The following is a 23,513-nucleotide window of genomic DNA, read 5'->3' as shown; positions in this document are numbered from 1 at the left end:
AGCGCTGTCATTCGAACGGGGAGGGGCAGGGCATGCGAGGGCAGGAGTGGATCGAACAGGCGGGTGAGCTGTTCGAAGCGGCGATGTTCGGCGGGGACAGCTCCGCGCTGGACCGGTCCGATGACGTGCTGGACGCGGTCGAGGCGCCGCTTTCCATGGCGCGGGGCAAGGTGTTGCACGTCCGTTTCCTGAACGACCGCGAAGAGAACAGCCAGGAACTGGTGTTGTTCGAGCGCGCGGCCGAGTTGTACCGGCGTCTGGAGGACGTGTCGGGTGAGGCGGACGCGTTGTTCTGGATCGGCTGCTGGCACCAGGTGGTGAAGGGCGACGGCACCACCGGAAGGCCGTACTTCGAGCGGTCGTACGCGCTGGCGAAATCCGTCGACGACCGGCTGACGATGTCCTATGCGGTACGCCACCTCGGCTTCGCCGACAAGGACGCGGGCCACTTCGATCAGGCCCGTGAGCGGTTGACCGAATCGGTGGAGCTGCGCCGCGAGATCGGCTTCCGGCCCGGTGAAGCGGCCGGCCTCGTGGCGCTGGCCTACCTCGCGGCCGAGACGGGCGACCCCTCGACGGCGCTGCGCCACCTCGACGAGGCCCGGTCGGTCGCCGAGAGCTGCGGTGCCAAGGCCGTGTCGGGGTGGATCGAGCAGGCCCGCACGCACATCCGTTCCTAGGAACTCGATGCCCGTCCGCTGCTACGGCTCTCCATGCGAGAAGGCGCCCCGCGCGTGCGCGGGGCGCCTTCATCGGCGTACAGGAGCTGCAGGGGCTGCCCGTACGGGAACGGCTAAAGCTTCTCGATCACGTAGTCGATGCACTTCGTCAGTGCCTCGATGTCCGCCGGGTCGATCGCCGGGAACATCGCGACCCGCAGCTGGTTGCGGCCGAGCTTGCGGTACGGCTCGGTGTCGACGATGCCGTTGGCGCGCAGGACCTTGGCGACGGCGGCGGCGTCGACCTCGTCGGTGAAGTCGATCGTGCCGATGACCGCCGAGCGCTTGGCCGGGTCCGTGACGAACGGGTTGGCGTACTTGATGTCCTCGGCCCAGCCGTAGAGGGTGCGGGCGGAGGTGGCGGTGCGGCGGACCGACCAGTCCAGGCCACCCTGGCCGTTGATCCACTCCAGCTGCTGGTTCAGCAGGAAGAGGGTGGCGAGCGCCGGGGTGTTGTACGTCTGGTTCTTGCGGGAGTTGTCGATCGCCGTGGGGAGGGAGAAGAACTCCGGGACGTGACGGCCGGACGCGTGGATACGCTCCGCGCGCTCGATCGCGGCCGGGGAGAACACGCCGATCCACAGGCCGCCGTCGGAGGCGAAGGACTTCTGCGGGGCGAAGTAGTAGACGTCCGTCTCGGCGATGTCGACCGGGAGGCCGCCGGCGCCGGAGGTGGCGTCCACCAGGACGAGGGAGCCCTCGTCGGCGCCCTGCACGCGCTTGATGGGCGCGGCGACACCGGTGGAGGTCTCGTTGTGGGTGAAGGCGTAGACGTCGACGCCGGCCTCGGCGACCGGCTCGGGGTGCGTGCCCGGGTCGGAGGAGATGATGTCCGGCTCCGCCAGCCAGGGCGCGAGCTTGGCGGCCTTGGCGAACTTGGAGCTGAACTCGCCGAAGCTGAGGTGCTGCGACTTGTTCTCGATCAGGCCGTGGGTCGCGACGTCCCAGAACGCGGTGGAGCCGCCGTTGCCGAGGATCACCTCGTAGCCCTCGGGGAGCTGGAACAGCTCGGCGATGCCCTCGCGCACCTTGCCGACCAGGTTCTTCACCGGGGCCTGGCGGTGGGAGGTGCCGAGCAGGGACGCGCCGGTGGCGGCCAGGGCGTCCAGCGCCTCCACCCGCACCTTGGAGGGGCCCGCGCCGAATCGACCGTCGGCGGGCTTGATGTCAGCAGGAATCTGGATCTCAGCCACGAAGGCGAGGTTAGCCGCTGGAGGAAATCTCGGCGAAACCTCGTCCGTCGGGTGAGACGGCATGCGGGCGGGGCCACGGCTGACACGTCTCGTCCTCAAGCACCGGACGGGCAGAGGACGGGCTGAGACGACGGGCTGAGACGACGGGCTGTGACGTGCCGACGTGAGCTGATTTGCTGGACGCATGACGGATCTTGAGGCCGAGTTGCGCAAGGTCGTCCGGGGTGACGTCCGCTTCGACGTCACCTCCCGGGCCCTGGTCACCATGGACGCGTCCAACTACCGGCGGGTCCCGCTGGGCGTCGTGGCGCCGAGGGACGCCGATGACGTGGCGGCCGTACTGGAGGTGTGCCGGGAGCGCGGGGTGCCTGTCGTGCCGCGTGGCGGGGGGACGTCCATCGCCGGGCAGGCCACCGGCACGGGTGTGGTGCTGGACTTCACCCGGTACATGAACCGACTCCTCTCGCTCGACGCGGACACGCGCACGGCCGTCGTACAGCCGGGGCTGGTGCTCGACCGCCTCCAGGAGGCCGCCGCCCCGCACGGGCTCCGCTTCGGCCCCGATCCGTCCACCCACAGCCGTTGCACGCTGGGCGGGATGATCGGCAACAACTCGTGCGGCTCGCACTCGGTGGCGTGGGGCACGACCGCGGACAGTGTGCGCGAGCTGGACGTGATCACCGCGCGGGGCGAGCGGCTGCGGCTCGGGCAGGCGTGGGCCGGAGCACCGGACGGCCTGCGGGACCTGGTCGACGGCGAGTTGGCCCGCCTGCGCACCGGCTTCCCCGAGCTGCCCCGCCGTATCTCCGGCTACGCCCTGGACGCGCTGCTGCCGGAGAAGGGCGCCGACGTGGCCCGTAGCTTCTGCGGCTCGGAGGGAACGCTGGGCGTGCTGACGGAAGCGGTCGTACGGCTCGTCGAGGCGCCACGCGCGCGTGCGCTGGCCGTGCTGGGCTACGCCGACGAGGGCGCCGCCGCCGAGGCCGCGGCCGGGCTGCTGCCGCACGCTCCGCTCACGGTGGAGGGCATGGCGGCCGACCTGGTGCCGTCGGGGGCCGGGCTGCCCAGGGGCGGGGCCTGGCTGTTCGTGGAGACCGGCGGGGAGTCGCCGGAGGAGGCACGCGCGCGTGCGGAGGCGATCGTGCGCGCCGCCGACGTCGTCGACGCGCTGGTCGTCACCGACGCGGCCGGGCAGCGCGCCCTGTGGCGCGTCCGCGAGGACGCGAGCGGCACGGCGACCCGGATGCCCGACGGGACCGAGGCCTGGCCGGGCTGGGAGGACTGCGCGGTGCCGCCCGCCCGGCTCGGCGCGTACCTGCGGGACTTCCGGGGCCTGCTGTCCGCCCACGGCCTGCGCGGCACCCCGTACGGACACTTCGGGGACGGCTGCATCCACGTCCGTATCGACTTCGACCTCCTCACCGAGACGGGCGTCGGCCGCTTCCGCCGCTTCTCGGAGGAGCTCGCCGAGCTGGTCGTCGCCCACGGCGGCTCGCTGTCGGGGGAGCACGGGGACGGGCAGGCGCGGGCGGAGCTGCTGCCGAGGATGTACGGCGACGAGACGGTGGCCCTCTTCGAGCGGGCCAAGGGGGTGTGGGACCCCGACGACCTCCTCAACCCCGGGATGCTCGTCCGCCCCGCCCCCCTCGACGCCGGCCTCCGCTTCTCCGTCCTGCCCCGCGAACCCGTCGACGTGGCCTTCGGCTACCCGGCGGACGGCGGCGACTTCTCGGCCGCGGTGCGCCGCTGCGTGGGGGTCGCCAAGTGCCGTACGACGTCGGTGTCCGGGTCCGCCGTGATGTGCCCGTCCTTCCGGGCGACCGGCGAGGAGGCGCATTCCACGCGCGGGCGTGCCCGGCTGCTCCACGAGATGCTCGCCGGTGAGCTGGTCACCGACGGCTGGCGCTCCACCGAGGTCCGGGACGCGCTCGACCTGTGCCTGTCCTGCAAGGGCTGCCGCTCCGACTGCCCGGTCGACGTGGACATGGCCACGTACAAGGCGGAGTTCCTCCACCACCACTACGCCGGCCGCCGCCGCCCGGCCGCCCACTACAGCATGGGATGGCTGCCGGTGTGGCTGCGGGCGGTGGCGCGCAGTCGTACGGCGCCGGTGGTCAACGCCCTCGCCTCCGTGCCCGCGCTGGCGCGGGCGGCCAAGCGGCTCGGCGGGATCGCGCCCGAGCGGGGCATACCGCGGGTGGCGCCGGAGACGTTCAGCGGGTGGTGGCGCAGGCGCGGGCGGGTCGCCCCACGCGGCGATCTCGTCGTCCTGTGGCCGGACACCTTCACCGAGCACCTGTCGCCGTCCGTGGGGCAGGCGGCCGTACGGGTGCTGGAGGCGGCCGGGCTGCGGGTGACGCTGCCGCCGCCGGTACGGCCGACAGCCGTACCGTGGCGGGGCCGCGTCTGCTGCGGCCTCACCTACGTCTCGACCGGCCAGCTCGACCGCGCCCGCGCGGTGATGCGCCGCACCCTCGACCTGATGGCACCGGTCCTCGAAACCTCCGCACCGGTCGTCGTACTGGAGCCGAGCTGCGCGGCCGCGCTCCGCACCGACCTGCCGGAGCTGCTGCACGACGACCCGCGCGCGGCCCGCCTCGCCGCACGCGTGCTGACCTTCGCGGAGGCCCTGGAGCGCCACGCCCCCGACTGGAACCCGCCCCGCGTCGACCGCCCCGCCGTCGGCCAGACCCACTGCCACCAGCACGCGGTCCTCGGCGACACCCCCGACCGTCGCCTGCGCGCCGCCGCGGGCCTGACCGGCGAGCTGAGCGGCGGCTGCTGTGGCCTCGCGGGCAACTTCGGCTTCGAGAAGGGCCACTACGAGGTGTCGAGCGCCTGCGCGGAGGAACAGCTGCTGCCGTCGGTGCGGGACGCGGAGGACGGTGCGGTCGTCCTGGCGGACGGGTTCTCCTGCCGTACGCAGTTGGAGCAGCTGGCGGGGGTGCGGGGGAAGCATCTGGCGGAGGTGCTCGCGGAGCGGCTGGGGCGGGAGAACTGAGCGGGGAGCGGTGGCCGGCGCGCCGACGCGCGGGCGGCGCCGAACCACGAGGCGGCCAGGGGGTGACCTCCTAGGCTGGCTGGTTCAGTCAAGTGAAGGAGCCCGCGCATGACCCTCCGTATCCAGCCCATCGGCCGAGGCGAGCATCTGAGGTTCGTCGCGGACCGAGGCTCCGCCAGCCATATGCAGGTCCCCTCGTGGGGCGACGTGAAGCCGGACTGGCGCGCGGAGAGCCTGGGCTGGTTCGACGAGGGCGGGCGGCTCGTCGGGGTGGGCCTGGTGCTGTTGCGGCCGCTGCCGAAGCTGAAGAGATACCTCGCCTACCTGCCGGAGGGCCCGGTGATCGACTGGTCCGCTCCCGACCTCGACCGCTGGCTGGCGCCGATGCTCGCCCACCTCAAGCAGCGGGGCGCCTTCGCCGTGAAGATGGGCCCGCCCGTCGTCGTACGGCGATGGAGCGCCGAAGCGGTGAAGGAGGCGATCGCCGATCCCGGTGCGCGCCGGCTCGGTGAGGTGGAGGCGACCTCCCTGGACCCCAGCGCCCTCGACGTGGCGGACCGGTTGCGCCGCGCGGGCTGGCAGCGGACCGAGCCCGGCGGGGAGGACGGCTTCGCCGCCGGACAGCCCAGATACGTCTTCCAGGTGCCGCTCGCCGGGCGGTCCCTGGAGGAAGTCCACCGCGGCCTGAACCAGCAGTGGCGGCGCAACATCAAGAAGGCGGAGAAGGCCGGTGTGAAGATCGTGCGCGGTGGCGACGAGGACCTTCCGGTCTTCCACACCCTCTACAGGGAGACCGCCGAGCGCGACCGGTTCATCCCGCGCCCGCTGTCCTACTTCCAGCGCATGTGGACCGCACTGACAGCCGAGGATCCCGACCGCATGCGGCTCTACGTCGCCCATCACGACGGCGATGTCCTCGCCGCCGCCACCATGCTGACCGTCGGTGAGCACGTCTGGTACTCCTACGGCGCCTCCACCGGCCGCAGGCGCGAGGTGCAGCCGAACAACGCCATGCAGTGGCGGATGATCTGCGACGCCCACGAACTCGGCGCCGCTGTCTACGACCTGCGCGGCATCACCGACACCCTGGAGGAGTCCAACCACCTGCTCGGTCTGCTCCGCTTCAAGGCGGGCACGGGCGGAGAGGCCCTGGAATACCTCGGCGAGTGGGACTTCCCCCTCAACCGGCTGTTGCACAAGGCGCTGGGCCTGTACATGGCACACCGTTAGGGCCCGTCTCCAGTCGTGATCAGTGGGCTTCAGCGGCTCCGCTTCTGCGTGCCTCGGCCCGTTGTGCCGTCGACCGGACGGCAAGTGCGGTGTTGAACACGTGATGAACAGGGGGGCTGTGAGGAGATGCTGGCGGGTTATGTCGTTCCGCTTTCCTGTGTCGATTCTTTATGATCGCTGCGTTTGTCATGGTGGCCGCCGCTCCCTGACCAGGAGCTCGGGCCGCCGCAAAGCGAGACACGGGGGTATCACTTTGACTGCAGGGGCAGCATCCGTACTCGGACTCTCACAGCTGGAGGAACGCCTCTACCGCCACTTCCTGAGAAACCCAGGAACGACGGCTGACGACGTCCATCTGCTGCTGGAAGTCCCGCCCGAGGAAGTCAGGGCGGCGCTGGAGCGGCTCACCGCACTGGCCGTGGTGGGGGAAGGCCGGGAGGGCGGATATCTGCCCGGGAATCCCGAACTGGTCGTGGACACTCTGGCCGACCTGCGACTGAGACAACTGCATGAGGAACTGCGCGCAGTCACGCAGGCCCGGCACCTGGTCGCCTCGCTCCGCGCCGAACAGGAACTCGCGCCGGCCCCGGCGCCGGTCGTGGAGAAGATCGAGAACCTGGAGTCCATCCGCAGCAGGATCGACGCCCTGGCATTCTTCGCCCGCGAGGAGATCCTCTCGGCCGAGCCCTACACCGCCCTCACTCCCGAGAACATCCAGCACTCCAGACCCCTGGACCTGCGGTGCATCAGAAGGGGGGTACGGATCAAGAACGTCGTGCTGAGCAAAACCATCGAGGACCCGCTGACCTTCGAATATCTGCGCGAACTCGTCTCGCTCGGTGCCGAGATCCGCGTCGCGGAGGAGATCTCCGCGCACATCCTCGTCTACGACCGCCACACGGCGCTGACGCCCATCGACCCGGCCGACAGCTCACGCGGGGCACTGGTGGCGAACGAGGCCGGGCTGGTGGCCAACATGGTGGACCTCTTCGAGAAGATCTGGTCCGACGCCGTGGATCTGATGTCCTTCAGCGGAGAGTGCGACGAAGACCGGCTCCCGGACGAGGAACAGCGGGTCCTGGAAACCATGTGCCGCGGCACGAAGGACGAGATCGGAGCCCGTGACCTGGGCGTCTCGGTACGCACCTACCGTCGCTACGTGGCCAGCATCCTGCACATCCTCAACGCCGCGAGCCGTCCGCAGGCCGTGCTTCTGGCCCGTGAGCGAGGCTGGATCTGACCCCACCGAAGGACTTGCCATGTTGGAAAGTCGGAGTAGACTTTCCAACATGGAAAACATCGTGCCCGAAGATCCCGCCGCCGCCCGCGACGCCCTCGACAGCGCCGCCGCCGCCCGTGCCGCTGTCGCCGACCGCGCCGCCGCACCCTGGTGGTACCACGCGGGGCTCGGCCTGGGCGTGGGCCTCGCCTTCCTCTCGATCGACGTCGGCGGAAGCCTGGTGCCCACGGGCGTCCTCGTCGGCGGAGTGTTACTGCCCGCCGCGCTCACCCTGAGCGTCGCCCGCTCCCGGGGCGTCTCCGTCAACCGTTCCCTGTCCGCGCCCGGCACCCGTCAGCTCAACGGCCTGTACCTGATCGTGCTCGTCGTCCTCGGGGGACTGGGCCTGACCCTGAAACTGGCCGCGGACCTGCCGGGCGCCATGTCGGCGGCAGGCCTTGCGGCGCTGGCCTTCACCATCTACGTCAGCAGGCGCAACGACGACGCCCTGCGCCACGACCTCCTGCGCCGGCCATGACCGCGTCCGGCCTCGACGAGGTGATCCATCCGACGCACCGGCTGCAGATCTGCGCCATGCTCGCCGCGGTGGAATCCATGGAGTTCTCAACGGTGCGCGACGCCCTGGGGGTGAGCGACTCCGTCCTGAGCAAACAGATGAAGGTGCTGCAGACGGCCGGCTACGCCACCGTCAGGAAGGCACCCATGAACTCCCGGACCCACACCTGGCTCGCCCTCACCGACGCGGGCCGCACCGCCCTCGCCGGACACCTGGCAGAGCTGCGGCGCATCGCGGCACTCGCCGACCCGGCGAAGCCGTAGCCGAACTCCCGCGGAACCCGGCGGCTGCGCGGGAGACGGAGACCGTACGGCCCCGGTGTGCTCCTCGGCGGCACACCGGGGCCGTACAACGGGCCGCACGTCAGGGCCGTACAGCGGGGGAGGAAGAGCGTCACCGCTGTGCGAACGCACCCGCCCGAGCTCCGGGGAGCACCCCCGGTTGCGTGAACTCGTCCGGTGCGACGGCGCCGAGCAGGACGGTGTCCATGGCGGCGGTGGCGAAAAGGTCACGGCCCGCCCGGGACACGGCGTGGCTGGGCACCTCGTGAAGCAGTCGCGGAAGGCGCGGCAGCCAGAGCGGGTCACGCCCCGCGGCCGTCAGCTGGCGCAGCAGATCGGCCTGGGTGGCCGGTGAGTCGAACGCGCCCAGCGCCTGGGCCGCGCAGAACTCCCGGGCATCCGCCACCTCCGCCTCCGTGAACGGCTCCTCACCCGCCCGGCGCAGTTCCGCACGGATCCCGGCGAGAGTCTCCCCGGCCAGGTGGGGTGCCACCCGCGCCCGTACGAAGACCCGGGCGGTGTCCAGCAGGACGTCCCGCCCCGCGTACACCTCGAAGCCCGCGCCCACCACGCCTCGCATCCGGGCGGCCAGCCGGGAGCCGAAGTACCCGCCGAACACCGCTGTCGCCAGATAGCGTGCCGCCTCGGTCGCCTCGGCATCGTCCGCCGGGACCGCCGGCTCCGGTGCGCAGAAGGTGAGATGGACTTCGCGTTCGGCGGGAGAGCGCAGCATCAGCAGCCGGCCGCCCGCGGTCCGCCGTCGGGCGGCGCCCGTACGGGGGAGCGGGGTGACACCGGTGGACTCCGGGTGGGCGAGCGCCTCGCGGGCCTGCGCGAGGGCACGGTCCGGGGCGATGTCCCCGTTGAGGACGAGCACGCCGCCTTCCAGGGCTCCCCTCGACGACGCGTTCCCCGGCCTCTCGTCCGCCAGCCAGTGGCGCTGTACCGCGTCGTCCATGAGGCGTCCGGCCGTCGGACGAACGTTACGGCCCGCGCCCGGCGGCGACGTCGCCGATGACGCGTCGCGCACGCCCTCCCCTTGGGCGCTCAGGAGTTCTGCCAGGACGGCCAGCCAGGCCGACAGCTCCTCCGGGGCCACGCAGCCCGTGACGTCCATCCACTGCCCGTCCACGGAACCCTCCATGACGCCGCCCAGACCCGCCGCGCGATCGCCGGCCCGGGTGCGGGCCAGACCGCGGCGCAGCAGGACCTCGGCCGCCGGGGTGTCCCAGCCGCCGAAAACGCCCAGCGGCAGCCGCAGCCGTACCTCCACGGCCGGTGCCCGGCGGTCGGTGACAGCGACCACACGCAGCCCGTTGTCGAGGACCAGCTCGTCCGACTGCCATCGAACGGGTGTCGCGGGCCGTCCGTACGGCGGGACGGCGCGGGCCTCCGCGCGCGACCGGGAGACGCGGCCGGCGCCGACCGCGTCCGCGCTCCGCGCGTCCGCACCGCCGGTCGCGGTGTCGCCGAACGCCGGCTCCGGCCGGGTCCTGGTGCTGCCCGGCCGCATGACGAGTACCGTCGCGGGCGTGGCCGCCAGCTCCTGGGCGGCCGTCGCGATCTCGGCCGGCCCGACGGCCACGAGGTGGTCCGGTATCCGGTCGAGGAGGTCGGCCCGCCCGAAGAGGATCTCCAGACGGCCCAAGGCGCGGCACCGGGTCTCCAGGTCCCCGTGTCGGCGGTGATGTTCACCCACCATCAGCCGTACGGTGCGCCGTACCGCCTCCGCCGGAGGCACCTGCGCCCAGTCGGCCCAGCGACGGGCGACCGCTGCCACCAGCTCCCTCGGACCGGCGTCCGGCGGCAGCAGCGCGGTGACCACCAGGGCATCGGGGTCCCTGGCGTCCAGCGGGCCGAAGAAACCGCAGCTCGTCCCTACCGCGGGCAGTCCGGGTGCCACCGGCCCCCGCTCGGCGGTCAGCCGGGCCACCACGGCGTGCGCCAGATAGCCCGGCAGATCCGTTCCCGGGTCGGGCAGCCGGAGCCCCATGGCCAGCGCGGTCGCCGTGCCCCCCGGCTCGATGCACTCCACCCACCGTTCCTCGCCGGGGCGAGGCTCCGCCAGGACGGGCGCGGGCGCCGTGGCACGAGCGGGTATGGCAGCGAAGTGCCGCACCACCAGTTCCCGGATCGCATCGGGATCGCCGCCGCCGACGACGGTCAGCACGGCGTTGCCGGGAGTGTAGTTGGCGTCGAAGAACTCCTCGCAGTCCGCCACCGTGACGGTGCGCAGCCGCTCGGCGTCGCCGTAACCGTCGTGCGCGTTCGCGAAGGTTTCAAACAGTACTCCGGGAAGCAGCGGCCAGGGGAAGCCGCCGTACGGCCTGTCGTGCACGGCCTGCTGGATCTCCTGCTCGACGCCGCGCAGTTGCTCGGCCAGCGCGGCCTCGGTGAACAGCGGAGCCCGCATCCGGTCCGCCTCGGCGAACAGTGCCCGCTCCAGTGCCTGGGCTGGAACCACCTGGTAGTAGTCGGTGTAGTCCTGGTGCGTGGTGCCGTTGGCCCGGGCACCGAAGCGATGCACGTGGTCGTAGAAGCGGCCGTCGGGAAGGTTGGCGCTCCCCCGGAACATCAGGTGCTCGAAGAGGTGGGCGAACCCCTCACGGCCCGGGGGTTCGGACCGGAACCCGGTGCCGTAGTGCACGGCGACCGCCACCCTCGGCTGCGGGAAGCGGCTGTCCAGCACCACCCGCAGCCCGTTCGGCAGGGTGAACCTGTGCAGCCCGGGTTGGGGACGGTCGGTGCTCATGACGGTACGTCTCCCGTTCGTGGTCAAGGAGTTGGGTCGTGGGTCCGGCGATCGGCGCGGCCCGCTGTGCGGCCGGCCGCGCCGGTCACAGATCGAGAAGGAAAGTCAGGAACGTCGCGTAGTGGTCGAACCCCGCGGTGTGCCAACCGACGTAGGCGGCGATGTCGTGGACGTGCAGCAGGATCCGCAGTGCCGCCGCCCGGCTCCACTCGTCGCCGAGGTCCCGGCCGTAGCCGTCGAAGAGCGCCTCCAGCAGAAGCTGCCAGCCCTGCTGATCCCCGCCCAACTGCCATTTGAGTTCGACCAGTTCGCCCAGGACCCAGCCCAGGTCGAAGTACCAGGGGGCCACGCCCAGGTCCTCGCCCGTCAGCAGGGCGTCCGGGCCGACGCCGCTCCCGGCGACCAGCGAGCCCAGTCCGGGAGCTCCGTGCACCAGGGTCACGTCGGTGTCCTCGGTGACGCCGCGGCTCCAGGCGACGGCACGGGACCAGCGTCGCGGTCCCAGCCGGACTTGCAGTTGGGCACCGACGTACGCGGCGCGGGGGACCGGCGCCCGCCCGTCCAGCCAGGTGTCCAGCCGTACCAGACCCCGGGGCGGGCCGAGCCGCTCCGCCGCAGGCGGGGGCCCGCCGTCGTGCAGCCGTCGCAACGCCCGACCCAGCCCGCGCAGCGGCTCCCGCAACTGCGGCGACGGCCCCGCGGACAGCAGCCGGTTCGCGACCGATTCCCCGCCCGCGACCGTGTAGATCCTGCCGTCGCCGGCCGGCCGGCCCACCGTCAGCAGGGCCGCGCCGTCGCCGCCCACCGCCGCCGCACGGCCCGCCGGACCTGTGACGGGCCGGAAGGGCTCGGGCGCCGACGGGCCGGGGGTCCTGGTCCACTCATGGCCACCGGGCACAGCGCGCACGGACGTACGCAGCAGATCGGTGCCGTACTCGGCGGCCGCTGACACCTCCGCCACGTCCTGGTGCGCGCCGTCGTCATGTGCGGTCGTCTCCGAGACCGCTCGCAGCTCGCTCACGGGTGGACCAGATCCGCGACGAACTCACCCGGGGTCCTGGGCTCCCGGTTCGGCCGGCCCGCCTCCAACTGGGCGCGGCGCTGCTCCAACATGCCTATGACCTCCGGCAACAGGGGTGGGACCCAGGCGTCAGCACGACCGGTGGTCATGCTGACGCCTGGGTGGGGCGGGACGGGGACGACATTGGGTCGAGCGGCCAGTGCGGCCCAGTGCGTCTGGAAAGCGGCGCTCTCCAGCCCGCCGGGCGGCAGCGCCGGGGCCACCGCGATGGGGGCCCGGGTGCAGTGACAGGCGAGCAGTGCGGGCGAGTCGGCCAGCCCCAGCGCCAGCCGGGCGGTGAAGTGGAAGGTCGCGGGATAGACCACGACCGCCTGGGCCCACTCGGCCAGTTCGACGTGCCGGGCCGTCCCCTCGTCCTCGGGCCACTCGTCGTACAGAACCTCGCCGTGCCGGTGCAGCCGCCCGGCCAGCGCCTGACGGGTGACGAACCGCCGAGCGCTGGCGGTGAGCACCATCTTGACGGCCAGCTCCGGGTAGGACAGGCGCAGCCAGTCGATCCAGTACGGCATCCCGGTGGCGAAGGCGGAACCGGCGGTGACCACCAGCAGCCGCTGGACGCCCAGTTCGGGTACCTGTGCGTCCGGCTGCGGGGTCCCCGGAATGCGGCTGTGGTGCGTCATGACGTCACCTCGGCGAGGATGGTCTCCAGCTCACGCAGCGCGGTCCGGCTGCCGTACATGCCGTTCACACCGGTCACGTTGAGGACGATCTCGTCGACCCCCGCCTCCCGGAACGCCGCGAACTCCTCGGCGAGCACCTTGGGCTCTCCGTAGAGGAAGGCCCGCCCCTCGACCAGCGCGGCCGCACCCGCGGCCGGATCGGAGCTCTCGGTACGGATGCCGGAGCGGCGGAGCATGTCGACGTAGTGCGGCAGCCGGAGGTGGCCGATGTTGCTCGCGAGCGCCACGGCCGCCGGGTCTCGGTCCGCTTCCGCCAGGGCCACCGGAACGATGGAGACAAGGCGCGGAACCGGGCGTCCCGCCGCCTCGGCACCCTCGCGCAGCGCGGGCACGATCGTGTCGCGCAGATAGGCGGCGGGGGTGAGCCAGGTGATGGCCGTGTCGGCCACCTCGCCCGCCAGCCGTGCCATTCCCGGCCGCAGCACACCCAGCCCCACTTCGACGGGGGGCCGCGGCACCGGAAGCAGTTTCCCGTGGCAGGTGAAGTACGTGCCGTCCTGCTCGACCGACTCGCCGTCGAGCAGGCCGCGCACGGCGGTGAGGTACTCGCGTGACGCGGCGAGCGGGCTGCGGTAGGGGGCTCCGCACATGCTGCGCTGCAGCACCGCCGCGCCCGGTCCGAAGCCCGCCACCACGGGGTGTCCGGTCGCCGCCGCCAGCGACTGGGCCTGGAGCGCCGCCTCGTAGGGGTGGGTGAACGGCATGAGCGTCACGCCGAGTCCCACCGGAACCCGGAAGCCGGAGGCGGCGGCGTAGGCGAAGGCCTGATGCGGCTGGTTGAGCATGGCCTGGCCCTGCCACAGGCGGTGCGCGCCGCTCCACTGGGTGAGCGCGGCGAACGGCAGGATCTGCTCCGGCCGCGGCGGCGCGAAGGGCATGAGTACGGAGTACACGCTGTCGGTGGTCACGGGTCGGCTCCTGGCCTGGTCGTACGGTCGGCTCCTGGCCGCGGTCATCGGGAGACGGTGCTGAGGACCTGTCCGCTCACCAGGTCGGCGTAGTCGGGACACCGGTCGAGGAGGCCCAGATGAGTGCCCTGATCCACCACCCGGCCGGCGTCCAGCACGATCACGCGGTCGGCGTGCTGGACGGTGGAGATGCGGTGGGCGACGACCAGTACGGCGCGATCAGCGGCCAGTTCGTCGACCACCTTCCGCAGTTTCCGCTCGTTCACGGAGTCCAGGTGCGAGGAGGGCTCGTCGAGGAGCACCAGCCGGGCATCAGCCAGTACCGCTCGTGCCAGCGCGAGCCGCTGGCGCTGGCCGCCGGAGAGATCGGCCGCGCCTCCCAGGACCGTGTCCAGGCCCTGGGGGAGCCGCCGGATCTCGTCCGCCAGGCCGACCCGGTCGAGGGCCGCCATCAGGTCCGCGTCGGACGGCTCGTCCCGCCGGCCGAGCAGCAGGTTCTCCCGGACGGTGTCCTGGAGCAGGGTGCTGGACTGGTCGACGTAGGCGATCTGGGCGCGCAGTTCGTCCAGCGGCCAGTCCGTCAGGGGACGGCCCAGCACTTCGATGCGCCCCGAGGCCGGTTCCATGAAGCCTTCGACCAGGCCCAGGGCCGTGGTCTTGCCCGATCCGGAGAGTCCGACCAGTGCGGTGAGACCGTGCGCCGGGACCGTCAGATCCACGTCCTGCAGCACCGGGTGACCGTCGTAGGCGAATCCGACGTCCTCGAAGCGTACGGCCATGGGGGCGTCGTCCCCAGGGGATTCGGAGGCGCGCGCCGGCGGTACCGTGGCGGCCCGCGCAGCCGTCTCCGTCGGCAGGGCGAACAGCGTTTCGAACCGCTTGCGGGCCACCAGTCCCATCTGCAGACCGCTCACACCGGATGCCGCCATGATCAGCGGTGCTGTGAGCTGCAGCAGATACAGCAGGAAGGAGATGAAGTCGGCCAGCGGCAGATGGCCGTCGAGCATGCGGCTGCCGCCACCGATGACCACGCTGACCAGGGCGATCTGCTGGCCGAGGTTGATGATCGGGATCATCAGGGATTCCATCCGGGCCGCGCCGGTCTCCAGCCGCGCCACCTTGTCGGCACGAGCGGCGAGCCGGTCTCCCACGATCCTCTCGGCCCGGCAGGCCTTGATGATGGTCAGCGAGTCCAGGGTGGAGATGAAGTGCTGCGCGAGTGCCCCGATTTCTCCCTGGACGGCCGTGTACCGGCGGCGCAGGCCCTTGACGACCAGAGCGATGAGTCCCACGGCCACCAGGAAGGCCAGCACCGTGATCAACAGCAGGACCCAGTCGAGCAGGCCCATGATGACCAGCGTGCCCAGTACCGTGATGCCGGCCATCGGCAGTTGGATGGGGCCGATGTCGACAAGGTTCTTGACCATGGCGGCGTCCGCGGTCAGTCGCGCCACCAGATTGCCGGGCCCCTCGGTCCGGGTGTCCTGCATCCGCAGTTCCAGGGAGTGCCGCATGGTGCGCACGCGCAGTCCGCGGATGAGCTCCCGGCCCATCAGCCCCAGCAGATAGGCGGCCAGTGCCCCGGCGGCGGCCGAACCCAGACCCGCCCCCACCATCGCCACGACCCACCAGGTCGGACTGTCGCCGCGCTGGATGACGGCCAGCAGCCTGCCCACCACCATCGGCAGGGCCAGCGTGGCCGCCGTGGAGACCAGTGCGAGCAGGGCGACGGCACCGGTCTGCGCCGCCTTGCCACGGGTCAGTTCACGCAGGAGACGCAGTTGCGGCGCCCCCTCGTTGTCCGTGCCCCCGGCCGCGGGCGCGGCGGTCGCCGTGTCCGTGTCCGTCGTTTCCTTCATGGTGCCCAACTCCCCCTCCTGTACCGGACCCTCAGTGCGCTGCACCGCGCAGAGCCTCTCCGACCTTGACGATCCCGCCGTACCTGAGCAGTCCGCCGCGGTAGATCCGGCCGCCGAACCGCACCAGTGCGGCGATCGCCAGCAGCATCAGCGCGAAGGCCGCGAACATCTGCCACCACGGCACCTCGGTGACCGCCATGCGCATCGGCATCGCGGCCCAGGACAGGCCGGGTGTCATCGAGACGACGGTCAGCAGCGCGTCGTCCGGGGCGGGCCGCACCGCCAGTGCCGGGCCCGCGAGGCTCAGCATCTGCAGCATGTTCACCGGGCCGATGACGTGGTTGACGTCCTCCTGACGCGAGACCAGCGCACCGGCCACCGCGTAGAGGGTCACGAACAGGACGTAGCCCGGTACGAACCACAGCAGCAGGTTGGCTGCGGTTCCGACGGCGTTCAGCGGGGCCTGAAGCACTCCGAATCCGACGGCAGCCGTCAGCACGGCCGTCATCATCAGCACGATCTGCACCAGCGCGGCGGCGCCCAGGCCGATGATCTTGCCGGCGAGCAGGTGCCAGGCCCGGACCTTCGCCAGCAGCACCTCGACAATGCGGCTGGACTTCTCCTCCGCCACTCCCTGGGCGATGCCCAACCCCGATATCAGCATCAGGATGAAGAGCAGGAACACTCCGATTCCCGCGGTCATGGTCCGTTCCTGGACCACGCCGGCGTCCGCGTCGAGGGTGCTGACCCGCAGCGCCGGCGGGGCGATCGCCCGCTCGGTCTCCTCCCGCGCCGCGCCGAGCGCCTCCAGCCGGGCGACCTGGTCGGCCGTGTGCTCGGCCTGCTGGATCGTACGGCCCAGCTCGGCCGGCAGGTTCCGCAGGACCAGCACGCCGCCGTCCGGCAGCACCACGGCGTCGACCGCATCGTCGCGCAGGGCCGTCCGCGCGGCGCCGGTGTCCGCGTACCGCTCGACCGTGACCTGGGGGCGCAGCGCCGCGGCGATCGTGTTCGCCTCACCGACCACGCCCACGGTCGGAGGGCTCTCGCCGTCGCCCTTGATCACATCGGTGAGCGAGAACGACAGGCACAGCATCGCGGCGGTCACGATCACCGATGCCCAGAAGGCCTTGTTGCGCAGCTGCCGGGTGACCTCGCGGGCCGCGACGATCCTGATGAGCGCCAGGTCCGTGCGCCGGTTCCGGTTCATGCCACCGCCTCCCGGAAGATGTCGGCCAGGCCGGGCTCGTGCCGGCCGAAGGACTCCACCCGGCCCGCGGACTGCGCCGCGGCCAGGGCCGCCTGGGCTGCACGGTCGGACTCCAGCTCCAGGGTGATGACGCCGTCCTTCTCGGCCAGCACCCGGGCGCCCTGAAGGGCGTCGGCCCACCGCGGGGGTACGTCCGTCACCGAAAGCCGCGGCCGGCCGGGATCGGCGGCGCGGCGCAGCTCGCCCACGGTGCCCTCGGCCACCAGACGTCCGCCGCGCAGGATGCCGACGCGGTCGCACAGCCGTTCCACCAGTTCCAGCTGGTGGCTGGAGAAGACGACCGGCACTCCTTCGCGGGCGGACTGGAGCAGCACCTCTGCCATGGCGTCCACGGCCACCGGGTCCAGTCCCGAGAACGGCTCGTCGAGGACCAGTACGGCAGGGTCGTGCATCAGGGCGGCGATCAGCTGGACCTTCTGCTGGTTGCCGAGGGACAGCTTCTCCAGGGCGTCCCTGGGACCGGCCACCACGCCCAGCCGCTCGAGCCACTCGGCGGCCCGCCGTGCGGCCTCCCGGCGCGGGATTCCGCTCAGCCGCGCGAAATGGACCAGCTGGTCGAGGGGGGTCATCTTGGCGTAGAGGCCCCGTTCCTCCGGCATGTATCCGAAGCGCCGCCGGGAGTGCGCGTCGACATCGGCGCCGTTGAAGCGGACCGAGCCGGAGTCCGCTTCCAGTACGCCGAGCGCGATCCGCATCGCGGTGGTCTTGCCGGCGCCGTTGGCGCCGCAGAACCCGAAGATCTCGCCGGGGCGCACGTCGAAGGTGAGTCCGTCGAGGACTCGTCGGCCGCCGAAGCTCTTGTCGACGGCGTCGAAGCTCAGCACGGCGAGAACTCCAGGATCGAGCGGAGAGGTGTCGCCGGGCCCTCCCAGGTCAGGCGGAGACCGGCCGCGGTGGCCAGTGCCTTCAGCTGTTCGACGCTGCGGACGGGAGCCGGCATCGTGGCGCGCAGCCACAGTTCCAGGGCCGCCGACTCGGGTACCTCGCGCGGTACGCGAAGGTTCACTTCGGCCAGCAGCACCTTTCCGTCGGGTCCCGCCGCCTCGGCGCATCGGCGCAGGATCGCTGTGGCCCGCTCGTCCGGCCAGTCGGCGAGGATCGCCGACAGGAGGTAGACGTCGCTGCCCGCGGGCAGCGGTTCGAAGAAGCTGCCGATCACCGCTTCGGCCCGGTCCGCGAGCCCTGCGGCTGCGAACCTGCGTCCGGCGACCTCGGCCACGTTCTTCAGATCGACCAGCGTGCCGTGCAGATGGGGCTGGCGGCGCAGCAGTTCCATCAGGTTCGCGCCACTGTGACCGCCCACGTCGACGACCCGCCCGACCTGGCTCCAGTCGTAACTGTCGAAGATCAACTCGGCGTCCCAGCCGAGCTGCGGGCCGGTATCGCTCTGTTCCAGTGCCTCGATGAAGGCGGGGTCCTCGTTGACGGTCTCCCAGTAGCCGCGTCCGAAGACCGTCCCGTGGGCCGGTTCGCCGGTGCGCACCGTGTGCAGGAGGTTGACCAGCGCGAGGTTGGCCCGTCCGTACAGGCCGTCCATGGCCAAGTGGCCCCGGAGGCTTTCCGGATGGTCCTCGCGCAGCCGCTCGCCGAGCTCGGTGACGCTGTACGCCCCGTCGTCGTCGCACGTCAGCACCCCCTGCGTCCGAAGGTGACGCAGAAGCAGCTCCAGCAGGTCCGGGCGGGTGCCGGTGAGTTCCGCCAGCTTCGCCACATCGCTCGTGCCGGCGCCGAGATGGTCCGCCACGCGGAGGGTGGCCGCGGCACGGATCGCGGCGGGGGTCAGGAGGTCCGCCATCTTCAGCAGATCTCCGGGGTCCGATTGATGTGCCATCGGTCGGTTCCCATCTGGTGTGCGGGTGAACGGGGTTGGTCGGTCGCAGGGTGGGAGGAGGGGAAGACCGCCGGGCGACCGGCCGCGGTGAACGGAAGACGTTCTGCGGCCGGTCGGCCGGCACGCCACAATCAGCAGCCGCCGGCGATCGTCTTCGCCGAGAACTGGCTGGCGACGAAGCTGGCGGTGGCGCTGGCGATGCAGGCGGGCGAGGTGGCGGGCGCCTCGGCGGCGGCCGTCACGTTGAGCTCACGGACATCGCTGTAGGCCTCGTAACCGGCCATCAGCTCCATGATCGCGGTGGTCTTCTCCATGGGGACTCCCTCTCCATGCGGTCACTGCCGGCGCTGCGGCCGACAGTCACTACCGGCCTGATGCCGGCAGACTGGGGGAGCGACCGGTCAGCAGGTCAGCTCGTAGGTGGCGCCGCTGGCGGCGCTCGCGGAGGCGGCGCACCAGCTGGAGCTGGCGACGCTGACGGCACACACCGGCGTGGTCGCCGGGGCGTCGGCAGCGGCCGAGATGTTGAGCTCGTCGACGTCCGCGTAGGCGTCGTAGTGCGAAACGAGCTCCATGATCGCCACAGACTTGTCCATCGGGTTCTCCTTCTTGGTTCGTCTCTCTTCGCCGGCGCCGCGGACATGCGGACACCGGCACTGCGGAAAGCGGAGAGTTCCTCGGTTCAGCAGCCGCCGGCGATCGTGCGCGCCGAGAACTGGCTGGCGACGAAGCTGGCCGTCGCGCTGGCGAGGCAGGCGGGCGAGGTGGCGGGCGCCTCGGCGGCGGCCGTCACGTTCAGCTCACGCACATCGCTGTAGGCCTCGTAGCCGGCCATCAGGTCGATGATCGCGGTGGTCTTCTCCATGGGACTCCCTCTCCATGCGGTCACTGCCGGCTCTGGGGCCGACAGTCACTACCGGCCTGATGCCGGCAGGCTGGGGGAGCGACCGGTCAGCAGGTCAGCTCGTAGGTGGCGCCGCTGGCGGCGCTCGCGGAGGCGGCGCACCAGCTGGAGCTGGCGACGCTGACGGCACACACCGGCGTGGTCGCCGGGGCGTCGGCAGCGGCCGAGATGTTGAGCTCGTCGACGTCCGCGTAGGCGTCGTAGTGGGAAACGAGCTCCATGATCGCCACAGACTTGTCCATTGCATTCTCCTTGGGTCGTTACGTGTTGGTCGGTGCCGGAATCCCGGCGTAGGACGGCCGTCACTGCGCCTGGAACTTTCTTCAGGCGGACACGAGGCCGGCATCCTGCGGGCTTTCCAGCACCGCCGGAAACTCGGGGGACGCGCTGTTGCGCGCCGGACGGGCGGGGTCGATTCCCGCCTCGGTGAAACGGGCGAAGACGGTCGCTTCCAAGGGCGTTCCGTCGGCCGCGCTGTCGAGCAGGGCCTTGGCCAGAGCGGTGGCCCGGTGCTGGCCGAAGCTGAGACCGGACATTCCGGGGCGGTCGTCCTCGGGCTCCAGGGCCACGGCCACGCCGGGGGCCACGGTGTCGGCGAAGACGGAGGTCTCCCGCCCGATACCGGGCAGGCTCCGCAACGCCTCGGCCAGCCGGGGCACCTGCGGCCACATCTCCTGTCCCAGATAGACCACCAGGGCATCCCGCCGGGGATACAGGGCCTTGGCCGAAAGGATCTTCGACCGGTACGCCACCCCGTGGTCCTCCAGGTGGCCGAGCGCCTTCGCCCAGACCGGGGCGGCATCCTCCCAGCGCTCGATGTGGACGTACACACGCAGCAGCTCACGGTGCGGACTGCGCGGCAGCGAGCCGTCCACCACGAAGAATCCTGGTGACAGCGCCGGCCGGCGCGCGGGTACGTCGAGCGTCACCACCTGGCCGGCGGCGAGTGGGCCGTCCTCCCGGATGCTCCCGGAGGGCACCCACACCCGCACCCCGTCCCGCTCGACCAGGGCGCGCGGCTCCGTGCCGTCGTCCCCGGCCGCGGGGATGTGCACCCGGGCACGTGCGGTGCTGCGCTCGTGGGGAACCGCCGCGCCGAGGACACGTTCGAACGCCGTGTCGCGCAGGCGGAAGGACAACGCTCCCTTCTCCACGAACTGCCCGGCGTGCAGGATGTCGTACAGGGCTTCCGCCAGCAGCCGGCGCATCTCCCGCGGGCTGTCCGCCTCGACCAGGCGATCGTCCACCCAGGCCCGGGAGCGGTCAGGTGCGACGCTCACCCGGTCAAGGGCGTCCCGCAGCCTCGGTGCCAACACGCCCGGCACGGTGTCCAGCCGTCTCTCGCTCATGCCGCTCTGCCTTCCCACGCACGTTCGTCGGTGCCTTCGCCTGTGCCTTCCTCGGGGCGGTCCTCGAATCCGAGCGTGGTCACGAACCTCTCGGGGGTGATGAGCGCCGCCCGGCCGATGCCCGCCGCCGCCCGCTCGATGCCGGAGAGCCTGGACGTCCGGGACGCGCCTGCCATCAGCCGATCGAGCAGATGCCAGCCGGCGTACGCCGTGGCCCGGGTGGCGAGCGAGTCGTCCAGGTCAGGACGAACCTGCCGGTAGCCGTGCCAGAAGGCGCGTACCAGGGGCAGGAGACGTTGCAGCTTCTCCACCCCGCGGCTGAGCACCGCCTCGTGCGTCAGTTCGATGTCCATGAACGCCGAGTCGCCGCGCGTGGTGACGATGTCGAGGATCGAACGGTGCAGCCACTCGCCGGCGAAGGCGCCGACGTCACGGGCCGGGTCCGCCAGCCGGAACTCCTCCCAGTCCGTCACGAGGAAGTCGTCGCCCGTCACCAGGAACTGGTCGACGCGCAGATCGCAGTGGGACGGCACCCGAGGTGCCTCTCGCTCCCGGACCCGCAATTCCCCGATGGCCTCGACCAGTGACGCGTCGGTCTGCATCAGCCGCCAGCCCTGGAGTTCCGCGAAACTCAGCGACTCGAACACCGGCAGCGGAAGCCCCCGGAGAAATCCCGACGGCGGATGGGGCGGCAGCGACGCGTCGAATTCAACGGAATCCGGTGCGGGCGCCCCGTGCAGCAGTCCGATCGCCCTGCCGATCTTCTCGGCGAGTTCCGGACCGAATGTTTCGTCGATCATCAACTCCGCCCCGCTGCGCGCGCCTTCGACGTAGTCGTAAGCCACCAGAGCGGCCGTCTCGTCGGCGCCGAGGAATGCCGGGCCTCGCAACGCCGCGGTCGGCAGCCCCTCGGCGAAACGCTCGAACGACAGCAGTCGGCGCATACGGTCCCGGACGTCCGGCCCGGGCCCTATCAGGTGCTTGACGAAGACCTTCCGCCCGCTGGTGGTGACGCCGGTCCAGGAATCGTTCCGGCCGACCGGAGCCGCCAGGGTGTCCCGGATGAAGGGACCTGTCCCCAATTCCACGAGGAGCGCGTCCACGGACGGGACCTCGTCCAGATCTCGCGGCTTGAAAACTGCCGCGCTGTTCTTCTCCACAAGCCCTCACAGAGTCCGAAGAGTTTCCGGGTCGGCTACTGCCAGCCGTTGACCGGGCCGGGCGTGCGGAAAATTTGCCCCGGGAACTCGGGGAGTTCGATGACAAGACGCGCGACGGAACCGGGAATCTCCTCCCCGGAAAGCGTGGCGGAAGGCGCGGCCGACTCATTCCCTGCCGCGAAGGCGTTTCCGGCCAGCATCGGCGACCCGGAAATCAGCAGAGCCGCGGCAACCGTCGTGCCGACGCGAACAGACTTCGCAAAGACAGTGTGGAATTTCCTGTTCATGTTTCCCCCTTGAGTTCCTCTGCCCAAAACTCTGTCAGTCGCCGAGCGCTCACTCCAGAGGATCCGATGTCATGTTGATGCACGGGCCGGTCAGGTTGATGCAGCTCCCTCCTCGCCGGTCTCGAAGTCCTGCCCAGGGCACCCGTCGGCCGGCAGCCGTCTCCCTTCCGGAGACCTGACAGAGTGCACTGCACTGGACTTTGCGGTACATTCAGGTGAATGCAACTTCGACTCAGGAACGCCCTGTGAGCATCCGCGGCACCGTCTCCTCCCCCTCCCCCTCCCCCTCCTCCACCCCCACCCCGGTCACCCCAGGCGCGACCGGGGTGGGCGGCTCGCGACGCCGACGCTCGCTCGGCCCTGTCGGCCTGGTCTTCGCCGGGGGTGTCTCCGTGCAGTTCGGCGGCGCCCTCGCGGTGACCCTGATGCCGCGGGCGGGCGCGCTGGGCGTGGTGACCCTGAGGTTGCTCGTCGCGGCCGTGGGGCTGCTGGTGGTCTGCCGACCGCGCCTGCGCGGCCACTCCCGCACCGACTGGGGCACGGTCGTCGTCTTCGGCATCACCATGGGCGCGATGAACGGCCTCTTCTACGAGGCCCTCGACCGCATCCCCCTGGGCACCGCGGTCACCCTGGAGGTCCTCGGCCCGCTCGCCCTCTCCGTGATCGCCTCCCGCCGCGCGATCAACGTCGTGTGGGCCGGGCTGGCCCTCGCCGGCGTCTTCCTGCTCGGTGGCGGTGGCTTCGCCGGCCTCGACCCGGTGGGCGTCGCCTTCGCCCTGTCGGCGGGCGCGATGTGGGCCACGTACATCGTCTTCAGTGCCCGCACGGGCCGCCGCTTCCCCCAGGCCGACGGCCTCGCCCTCGCCATGGCGGTCGCGGCGGTGCTGTTCCTGCCGCTGGGCGTCGCGGAGTCGGGGACGAAGCTGCTGGACCCGGTGACGATCGCGCTGGGCGCGGGGGTGGCACTGCTGTCCTCCGTACTGCCCTACACCCTCGAACTGCTGGCCCTGCGCCGCCTGCCCGCCTCGACCTTCGCCGTCCTGATGAGCCTCGAACCGGCCATCGCGGCCACGGCGGGCTTCTTCGTCCTGGGCCAGGCCCTGTCCGTCATGGAGGCGGCGGCGATCGCCCTGGTCATCGCGGCGAGCATGGGTGCGGTGCGGACCCAGGTGGGCCGGGGGAGGGCGGATCGGCCGAAGAGGGACTGACCCG

Annotated in this window: 23 protein-coding genes; 7 read left to right on the top strand and 16 right to left on the bottom strand. The window is 71.5% G+C overall.

Going from position 1 to position 23,513, the window contains the following annotated elements:
* Nucleotides 1-32: 32 nt before the first annotated feature.
* Entirely contained in the window at nt 33-680 is a 648-nt protein-coding gene (locus tag ACGFNV_RS13850; RefSeq protein WP_393622154.1) for a tetratricopeptide repeat protein, read from the top strand.
* Between the two features lie 113 nt (nt 681-793).
* Here ACGFNV_RS13850 and serC read toward each other — a convergent pair whose 3' ends face one another.
* Nucleotides 794-1,912 carry a phosphoserine transaminase gene (serC, locus tag ACGFNV_RS13845; protein ID WP_393622152.1) on the bottom strand — a complete coding sequence of 373 codons (1,119 nt, stop codon included), beginning with the start codon at nt 1,910-1,912 and terminating at the stop codon, nt 794-796.
* Between the two features lie 184 nt (nt 1,913-2,096).
* Between serC and ACGFNV_RS13840 the strand changes: the two genes are divergently transcribed.
* The 5 genes from ACGFNV_RS13840 to ACGFNV_RS13820 all read left to right on the top strand — a co-directional run bounded on the left by ACGFNV_RS13840 (nt 2,097) and on the right by ACGFNV_RS13820 (nt 8,202).
* Nucleotides 2,097-4,913, top strand: coding sequence for an FAD-binding and (Fe-S)-binding domain-containing protein (locus tag ACGFNV_RS13840; RefSeq protein ID WP_393622150.1), 2,817 nt, complete (start codon nt 2,097-2,099; stop codon nt 4,911-4,913).
* 108 nt (nt 4,914-5,021) lie between these two features.
* Nucleotides 5,022-6,143, top strand: coding sequence for a lipid II:glycine glycyltransferase FemX (locus ACGFNV_RS13835; protein ID WP_393622149.1), 1,122 nt, complete (start codon nt 5,022-5,024; stop codon nt 6,141-6,143).
* Between the two features lie 253 nt (nt 6,144-6,396).
* Nucleotides 6,397-7,383 carry a helix-turn-helix transcriptional regulator gene (locus ACGFNV_RS13830; protein WP_393622147.1) on the top strand — a complete coding sequence of 329 codons (987 nt, stop codon included), beginning with the start codon at nt 6,397-6,399 and terminating at the stop codon, nt 7,381-7,383.
* 49 nt (nt 7,384-7,432) lie between these two features.
* A complete protein-coding gene (locus tag ACGFNV_RS13825) occupies nt 7,433-7,900 on the top strand; it encodes a hypothetical protein (protein ID WP_393622145.1) in 468 nt (155 codons plus the stop codon).
* The gene (locus ACGFNV_RS13820; protein ID WP_393622144.1) at nt 7,897-8,202 is read left to right on the top strand and encodes a transcriptional regulator; all 306 of its coding nucleotides are present in this window, start codon (nt 7,897-7,899) and stop codon (nt 8,200-8,202) included. The genes ACGFNV_RS13825 and ACGFNV_RS13820 overlap by 4 nt, the downstream gene beginning before the upstream one ends.
* Nucleotides 8,203-8,332: 130 nt before the next feature.
* Here ACGFNV_RS13820 and ACGFNV_RS13815 read toward each other — a convergent pair whose 3' ends face one another.
* The 15 genes from ACGFNV_RS13815 to ACGFNV_RS13745 all read right to left on the bottom strand — a co-directional run bounded on the left by ACGFNV_RS13815 (nt 8,333) and on the right by ACGFNV_RS13745 (nt 22,301).
* Nucleotides 8,333-10,972 (bottom strand): insulinase family protein, encoded by a 2,640-nt coding sequence (locus ACGFNV_RS13815; protein ID WP_393622143.1) that lies wholly within the window; start codon nt 10,970-10,972, stop codon nt 8,333-8,335.
* A gap of 85 nt (nt 10,973-11,057) precedes the next feature.
* The gene (locus tag ACGFNV_RS13810) at nt 11,058-11,993 is read right to left on the bottom strand and encodes a hypothetical protein (protein WP_393622142.1); all 936 of its coding nucleotides are present in this window, start codon (nt 11,991-11,993) and stop codon (nt 11,058-11,060) included.
* The gene (locus tag ACGFNV_RS13805; protein WP_393622141.1) at nt 11,990-12,673 is read right to left on the bottom strand and encodes a flavoprotein; all 684 of its coding nucleotides are present in this window, start codon (nt 12,671-12,673) and stop codon (nt 11,990-11,992) included. The genes ACGFNV_RS13810 and ACGFNV_RS13805 overlap by 4 nt, the downstream gene beginning before the upstream one ends.
* Nucleotides 12,670-13,611, bottom strand: a complete 942-nt coding sequence (locus ACGFNV_RS13800; RefSeq protein WP_393622520.1) for an LLM class flavin-dependent oxidoreductase — start codon at nt 13,609-13,611, stop codon at nt 12,670-12,672. Before ACGFNV_RS13800 ends, ACGFNV_RS13805 begins: the two co-directional genes overlap by 4 nt.
* Nucleotides 13,612-13,685: 74 nt before the next feature.
* Nucleotides 13,686-15,500: an ABC transporter ATP-binding protein gene (locus ACGFNV_RS13795; RefSeq protein ID WP_393622139.1), complete on the bottom strand. Its 1,815-nt coding sequence runs from the start codon at nt 15,498-15,500 to the stop codon at nt 13,686-13,688.
* 31 nt (nt 15,501-15,531) lie between these two features.
* Nucleotides 15,532-16,710: an ABC transporter permease gene (locus tag ACGFNV_RS13790; protein ID WP_393622137.1), complete on the bottom strand. Its 1,179-nt coding sequence runs from the start codon at nt 16,708-16,710 to the stop codon at nt 15,532-15,534.
* The gene (locus ACGFNV_RS13785) at nt 16,707-17,594 is read right to left on the bottom strand and encodes an ABC transporter ATP-binding protein (RefSeq protein WP_393622136.1); all 888 of its coding nucleotides are present in this window, start codon (nt 17,592-17,594) and stop codon (nt 16,707-16,709) included. Before ACGFNV_RS13785 ends, ACGFNV_RS13790 begins: the two co-directional genes overlap by 4 nt.
* Nucleotides 17,588-18,601 carry a methyltransferase gene (locus tag ACGFNV_RS13780; protein WP_393622134.1) on the bottom strand — a complete coding sequence of 338 codons (1,014 nt, stop codon included), beginning with the start codon at nt 18,599-18,601 and terminating at the stop codon, nt 17,588-17,590. Before ACGFNV_RS13780 ends, ACGFNV_RS13785 begins: the two co-directional genes overlap by 7 nt.
* Nucleotides 18,602-18,732: 131 nt before the next feature.
* On the bottom strand, nt 18,733-18,915 hold the full coding sequence (locus ACGFNV_RS13775) for an LxmA leader domain family RiPP (protein WP_393622132.1): 183 nt from the start codon (nt 18,913-18,915) through the stop codon (nt 18,733-18,735).
* A gap of 87 nt (nt 18,916-19,002) precedes the next feature.
* Complete coding sequence (locus tag ACGFNV_RS13770) at nt 19,003-19,197, bottom strand: LxmA leader domain family RiPP (RefSeq protein WP_393622129.1); 195 nt, start codon at nt 19,195-19,197, stop codon at nt 19,003-19,005.
* An 86-nt stretch (nt 19,198-19,283) separates the two neighbouring features.
* Nucleotides 19,284-19,466 carry an LxmA leader domain family RiPP gene (locus ACGFNV_RS13765; protein ID WP_393622130.1) on the bottom strand — a complete coding sequence of 61 codons (183 nt, stop codon included), beginning with the start codon at nt 19,464-19,466 and terminating at the stop codon, nt 19,284-19,286.
* A gap of 86 nt (nt 19,467-19,552) precedes the next feature.
* Nucleotides 19,553-19,747 (bottom strand): LxmA leader domain family RiPP, encoded by a 195-nt coding sequence (locus ACGFNV_RS13760; RefSeq protein WP_393622129.1) that lies wholly within the window; start codon nt 19,745-19,747, stop codon nt 19,553-19,555.
* A gap of 81 nt (nt 19,748-19,828) precedes the next feature.
* Complete coding sequence (locus ACGFNV_RS13755) at nt 19,829-20,854, bottom strand: T3SS effector HopA1 family protein (protein ID WP_393622128.1); 1,026 nt, start codon at nt 20,852-20,854, stop codon at nt 19,829-19,831.
* Nucleotides 20,851-21,957 (bottom strand): class V lanthionine synthetase subunit LxmK, encoded by a 1,107-nt coding sequence (gene lxmK, locus ACGFNV_RS13750; protein ID WP_393622126.1) that lies wholly within the window; start codon nt 21,955-21,957, stop codon nt 20,851-20,853. Before lxmK ends, ACGFNV_RS13755 begins: the two co-directional genes overlap by 4 nt.
* A 92-nt stretch (nt 21,958-22,049) precedes the next feature.
* Nucleotides 22,050-22,301: a hypothetical protein gene (locus tag ACGFNV_RS13745; RefSeq protein WP_393622125.1), complete on the bottom strand. Its 252-nt coding sequence runs from the start codon at nt 22,299-22,301 to the stop codon at nt 22,050-22,052.
* A gap of 245 nt (nt 22,302-22,546) precedes the next feature.
* Here ACGFNV_RS13745 and ACGFNV_RS13740 point away from each other — a divergent pair, with 245 nt between their 5' ends.
* The gene (locus ACGFNV_RS13740) at nt 22,547-23,509 is read left to right on the top strand and encodes a DMT family transporter (RefSeq protein WP_393622123.1); all 963 of its coding nucleotides are present in this window, start codon (nt 22,547-22,549) and stop codon (nt 23,507-23,509) included.
* Nucleotides 23,510-23,513: the final 4 nt, after the last annotated feature.

Source organism: Streptomyces sp. NPDC048751 (genome assembly GCF_043198595.1).
Lineage (GTDB): Bacteria > Actinomycetota > Actinomycetes > Streptomycetales > Streptomycetaceae > Streptomyces.
This window is presented reverse-complemented; position numbering and strand designations above follow the sequence as displayed.

Excerpts from the sequence above, each read along its gene's own strand:
- ACGFNV_RS13825 (WP_393622145.1), top strand. The coding sequence starts at position 7,433 with ATGGAAAACATCGTGCCCGAAGATCCCGCCGCCGCCCGCGACGCCCTC.
- ACGFNV_RS13790 (WP_393622137.1), bottom strand. The coding sequence starts at position 16,710 with ATGAACCGGAACCGGCGCACGGACCTGGCGCTCATCAGGATCGTCGCG.
- ACGFNV_RS13835 (WP_393622149.1), top strand. The coding sequence starts at position 5,022 with ATGACCCTCCGTATCCAGCCCATCGGCCGAGGCGAGCATCTGAGGTTC.
- ACGFNV_RS13765 (WP_393622130.1), bottom strand. The coding sequence starts at position 19,466 with ATGGAGAAGACCACCGCGATCATCGACCTGATGGCCGGCTACGAGGCC.
- ACGFNV_RS13800 (WP_393622520.1), bottom strand. The coding sequence starts at position 13,611 with ATGCCCTTCGCGCCGCCGCGGCCGGAGCAGATCCTGCCGTTCGCCGCG.
- ACGFNV_RS13840 (WP_393622150.1), top strand. The coding sequence starts at position 2,097 with ATGACGGATCTTGAGGCCGAGTTGCGCAAGGTCGTCCGGGGTGACGTC.
- ACGFNV_RS13805 (WP_393622141.1), bottom strand. The coding sequence starts at position 12,673 with ATGACGCACCACAGCCGCATTCCGGGGACCCCGCAGCCGGACGCACAG.
- ACGFNV_RS13780 (WP_393622134.1), bottom strand. The coding sequence starts at position 18,601 with ATGGCACATCAATCGGACCCCGGAGATCTGCTGAAGATGGCGGACCTC.
- ACGFNV_RS13775 (WP_393622132.1), bottom strand. The coding sequence starts at position 18,915 with ATGGAGAAGACCACCGCGATCATGGAGCTGATGGCCGGTTACGAGGCC.
- ACGFNV_RS13745 (WP_393622125.1), bottom strand. The coding sequence starts at position 22,301 with ATGAACAGGAAATTCCACACTGTCTTTGCGAAGTCTGTTCGCGTCGGC.
- ACGFNV_RS13770 (WP_393622129.1), bottom strand. The coding sequence starts at position 19,197 with ATGGACAAGTCTGTGGCGATCATGGAGCTCGTTTCGCACTACGACGCC.
- ACGFNV_RS13760 (WP_393622129.1), bottom strand. The coding sequence starts at position 19,747 with ATGGACAAGTCTGTGGCGATCATGGAGCTCGTTTCCCACTACGACGCC.
- ACGFNV_RS13815 (WP_393622143.1), bottom strand. The coding sequence starts at position 10,972 with ATGAGCACCGACCGTCCCCAACCCGGGCTGCACAGGTTCACCCTGCCG.
- ACGFNV_RS13755 (WP_393622128.1), bottom strand. The coding sequence starts at position 20,854 with ATGAGCGAGAGACGGCTGGACACCGTGCCGGGCGTGTTGGCACCGAGG.
- ACGFNV_RS13795 (WP_393622139.1), bottom strand. The coding sequence starts at position 15,500 with ATGAAGGAAACGACGGACACGGACACGGCGACCGCCGCGCCCGCGGCC.
- ACGFNV_RS13850 (WP_393622154.1), top strand. The coding sequence starts at position 33 with ATGCGAGGGCAGGAGTGGATCGAACAGGCGGGTGAGCTGTTCGAAGCG.
- ACGFNV_RS13820 (WP_393622144.1), top strand. The coding sequence starts at position 7,897 with ATGACCGCGTCCGGCCTCGACGAGGTGATCCATCCGACGCACCGGCTG.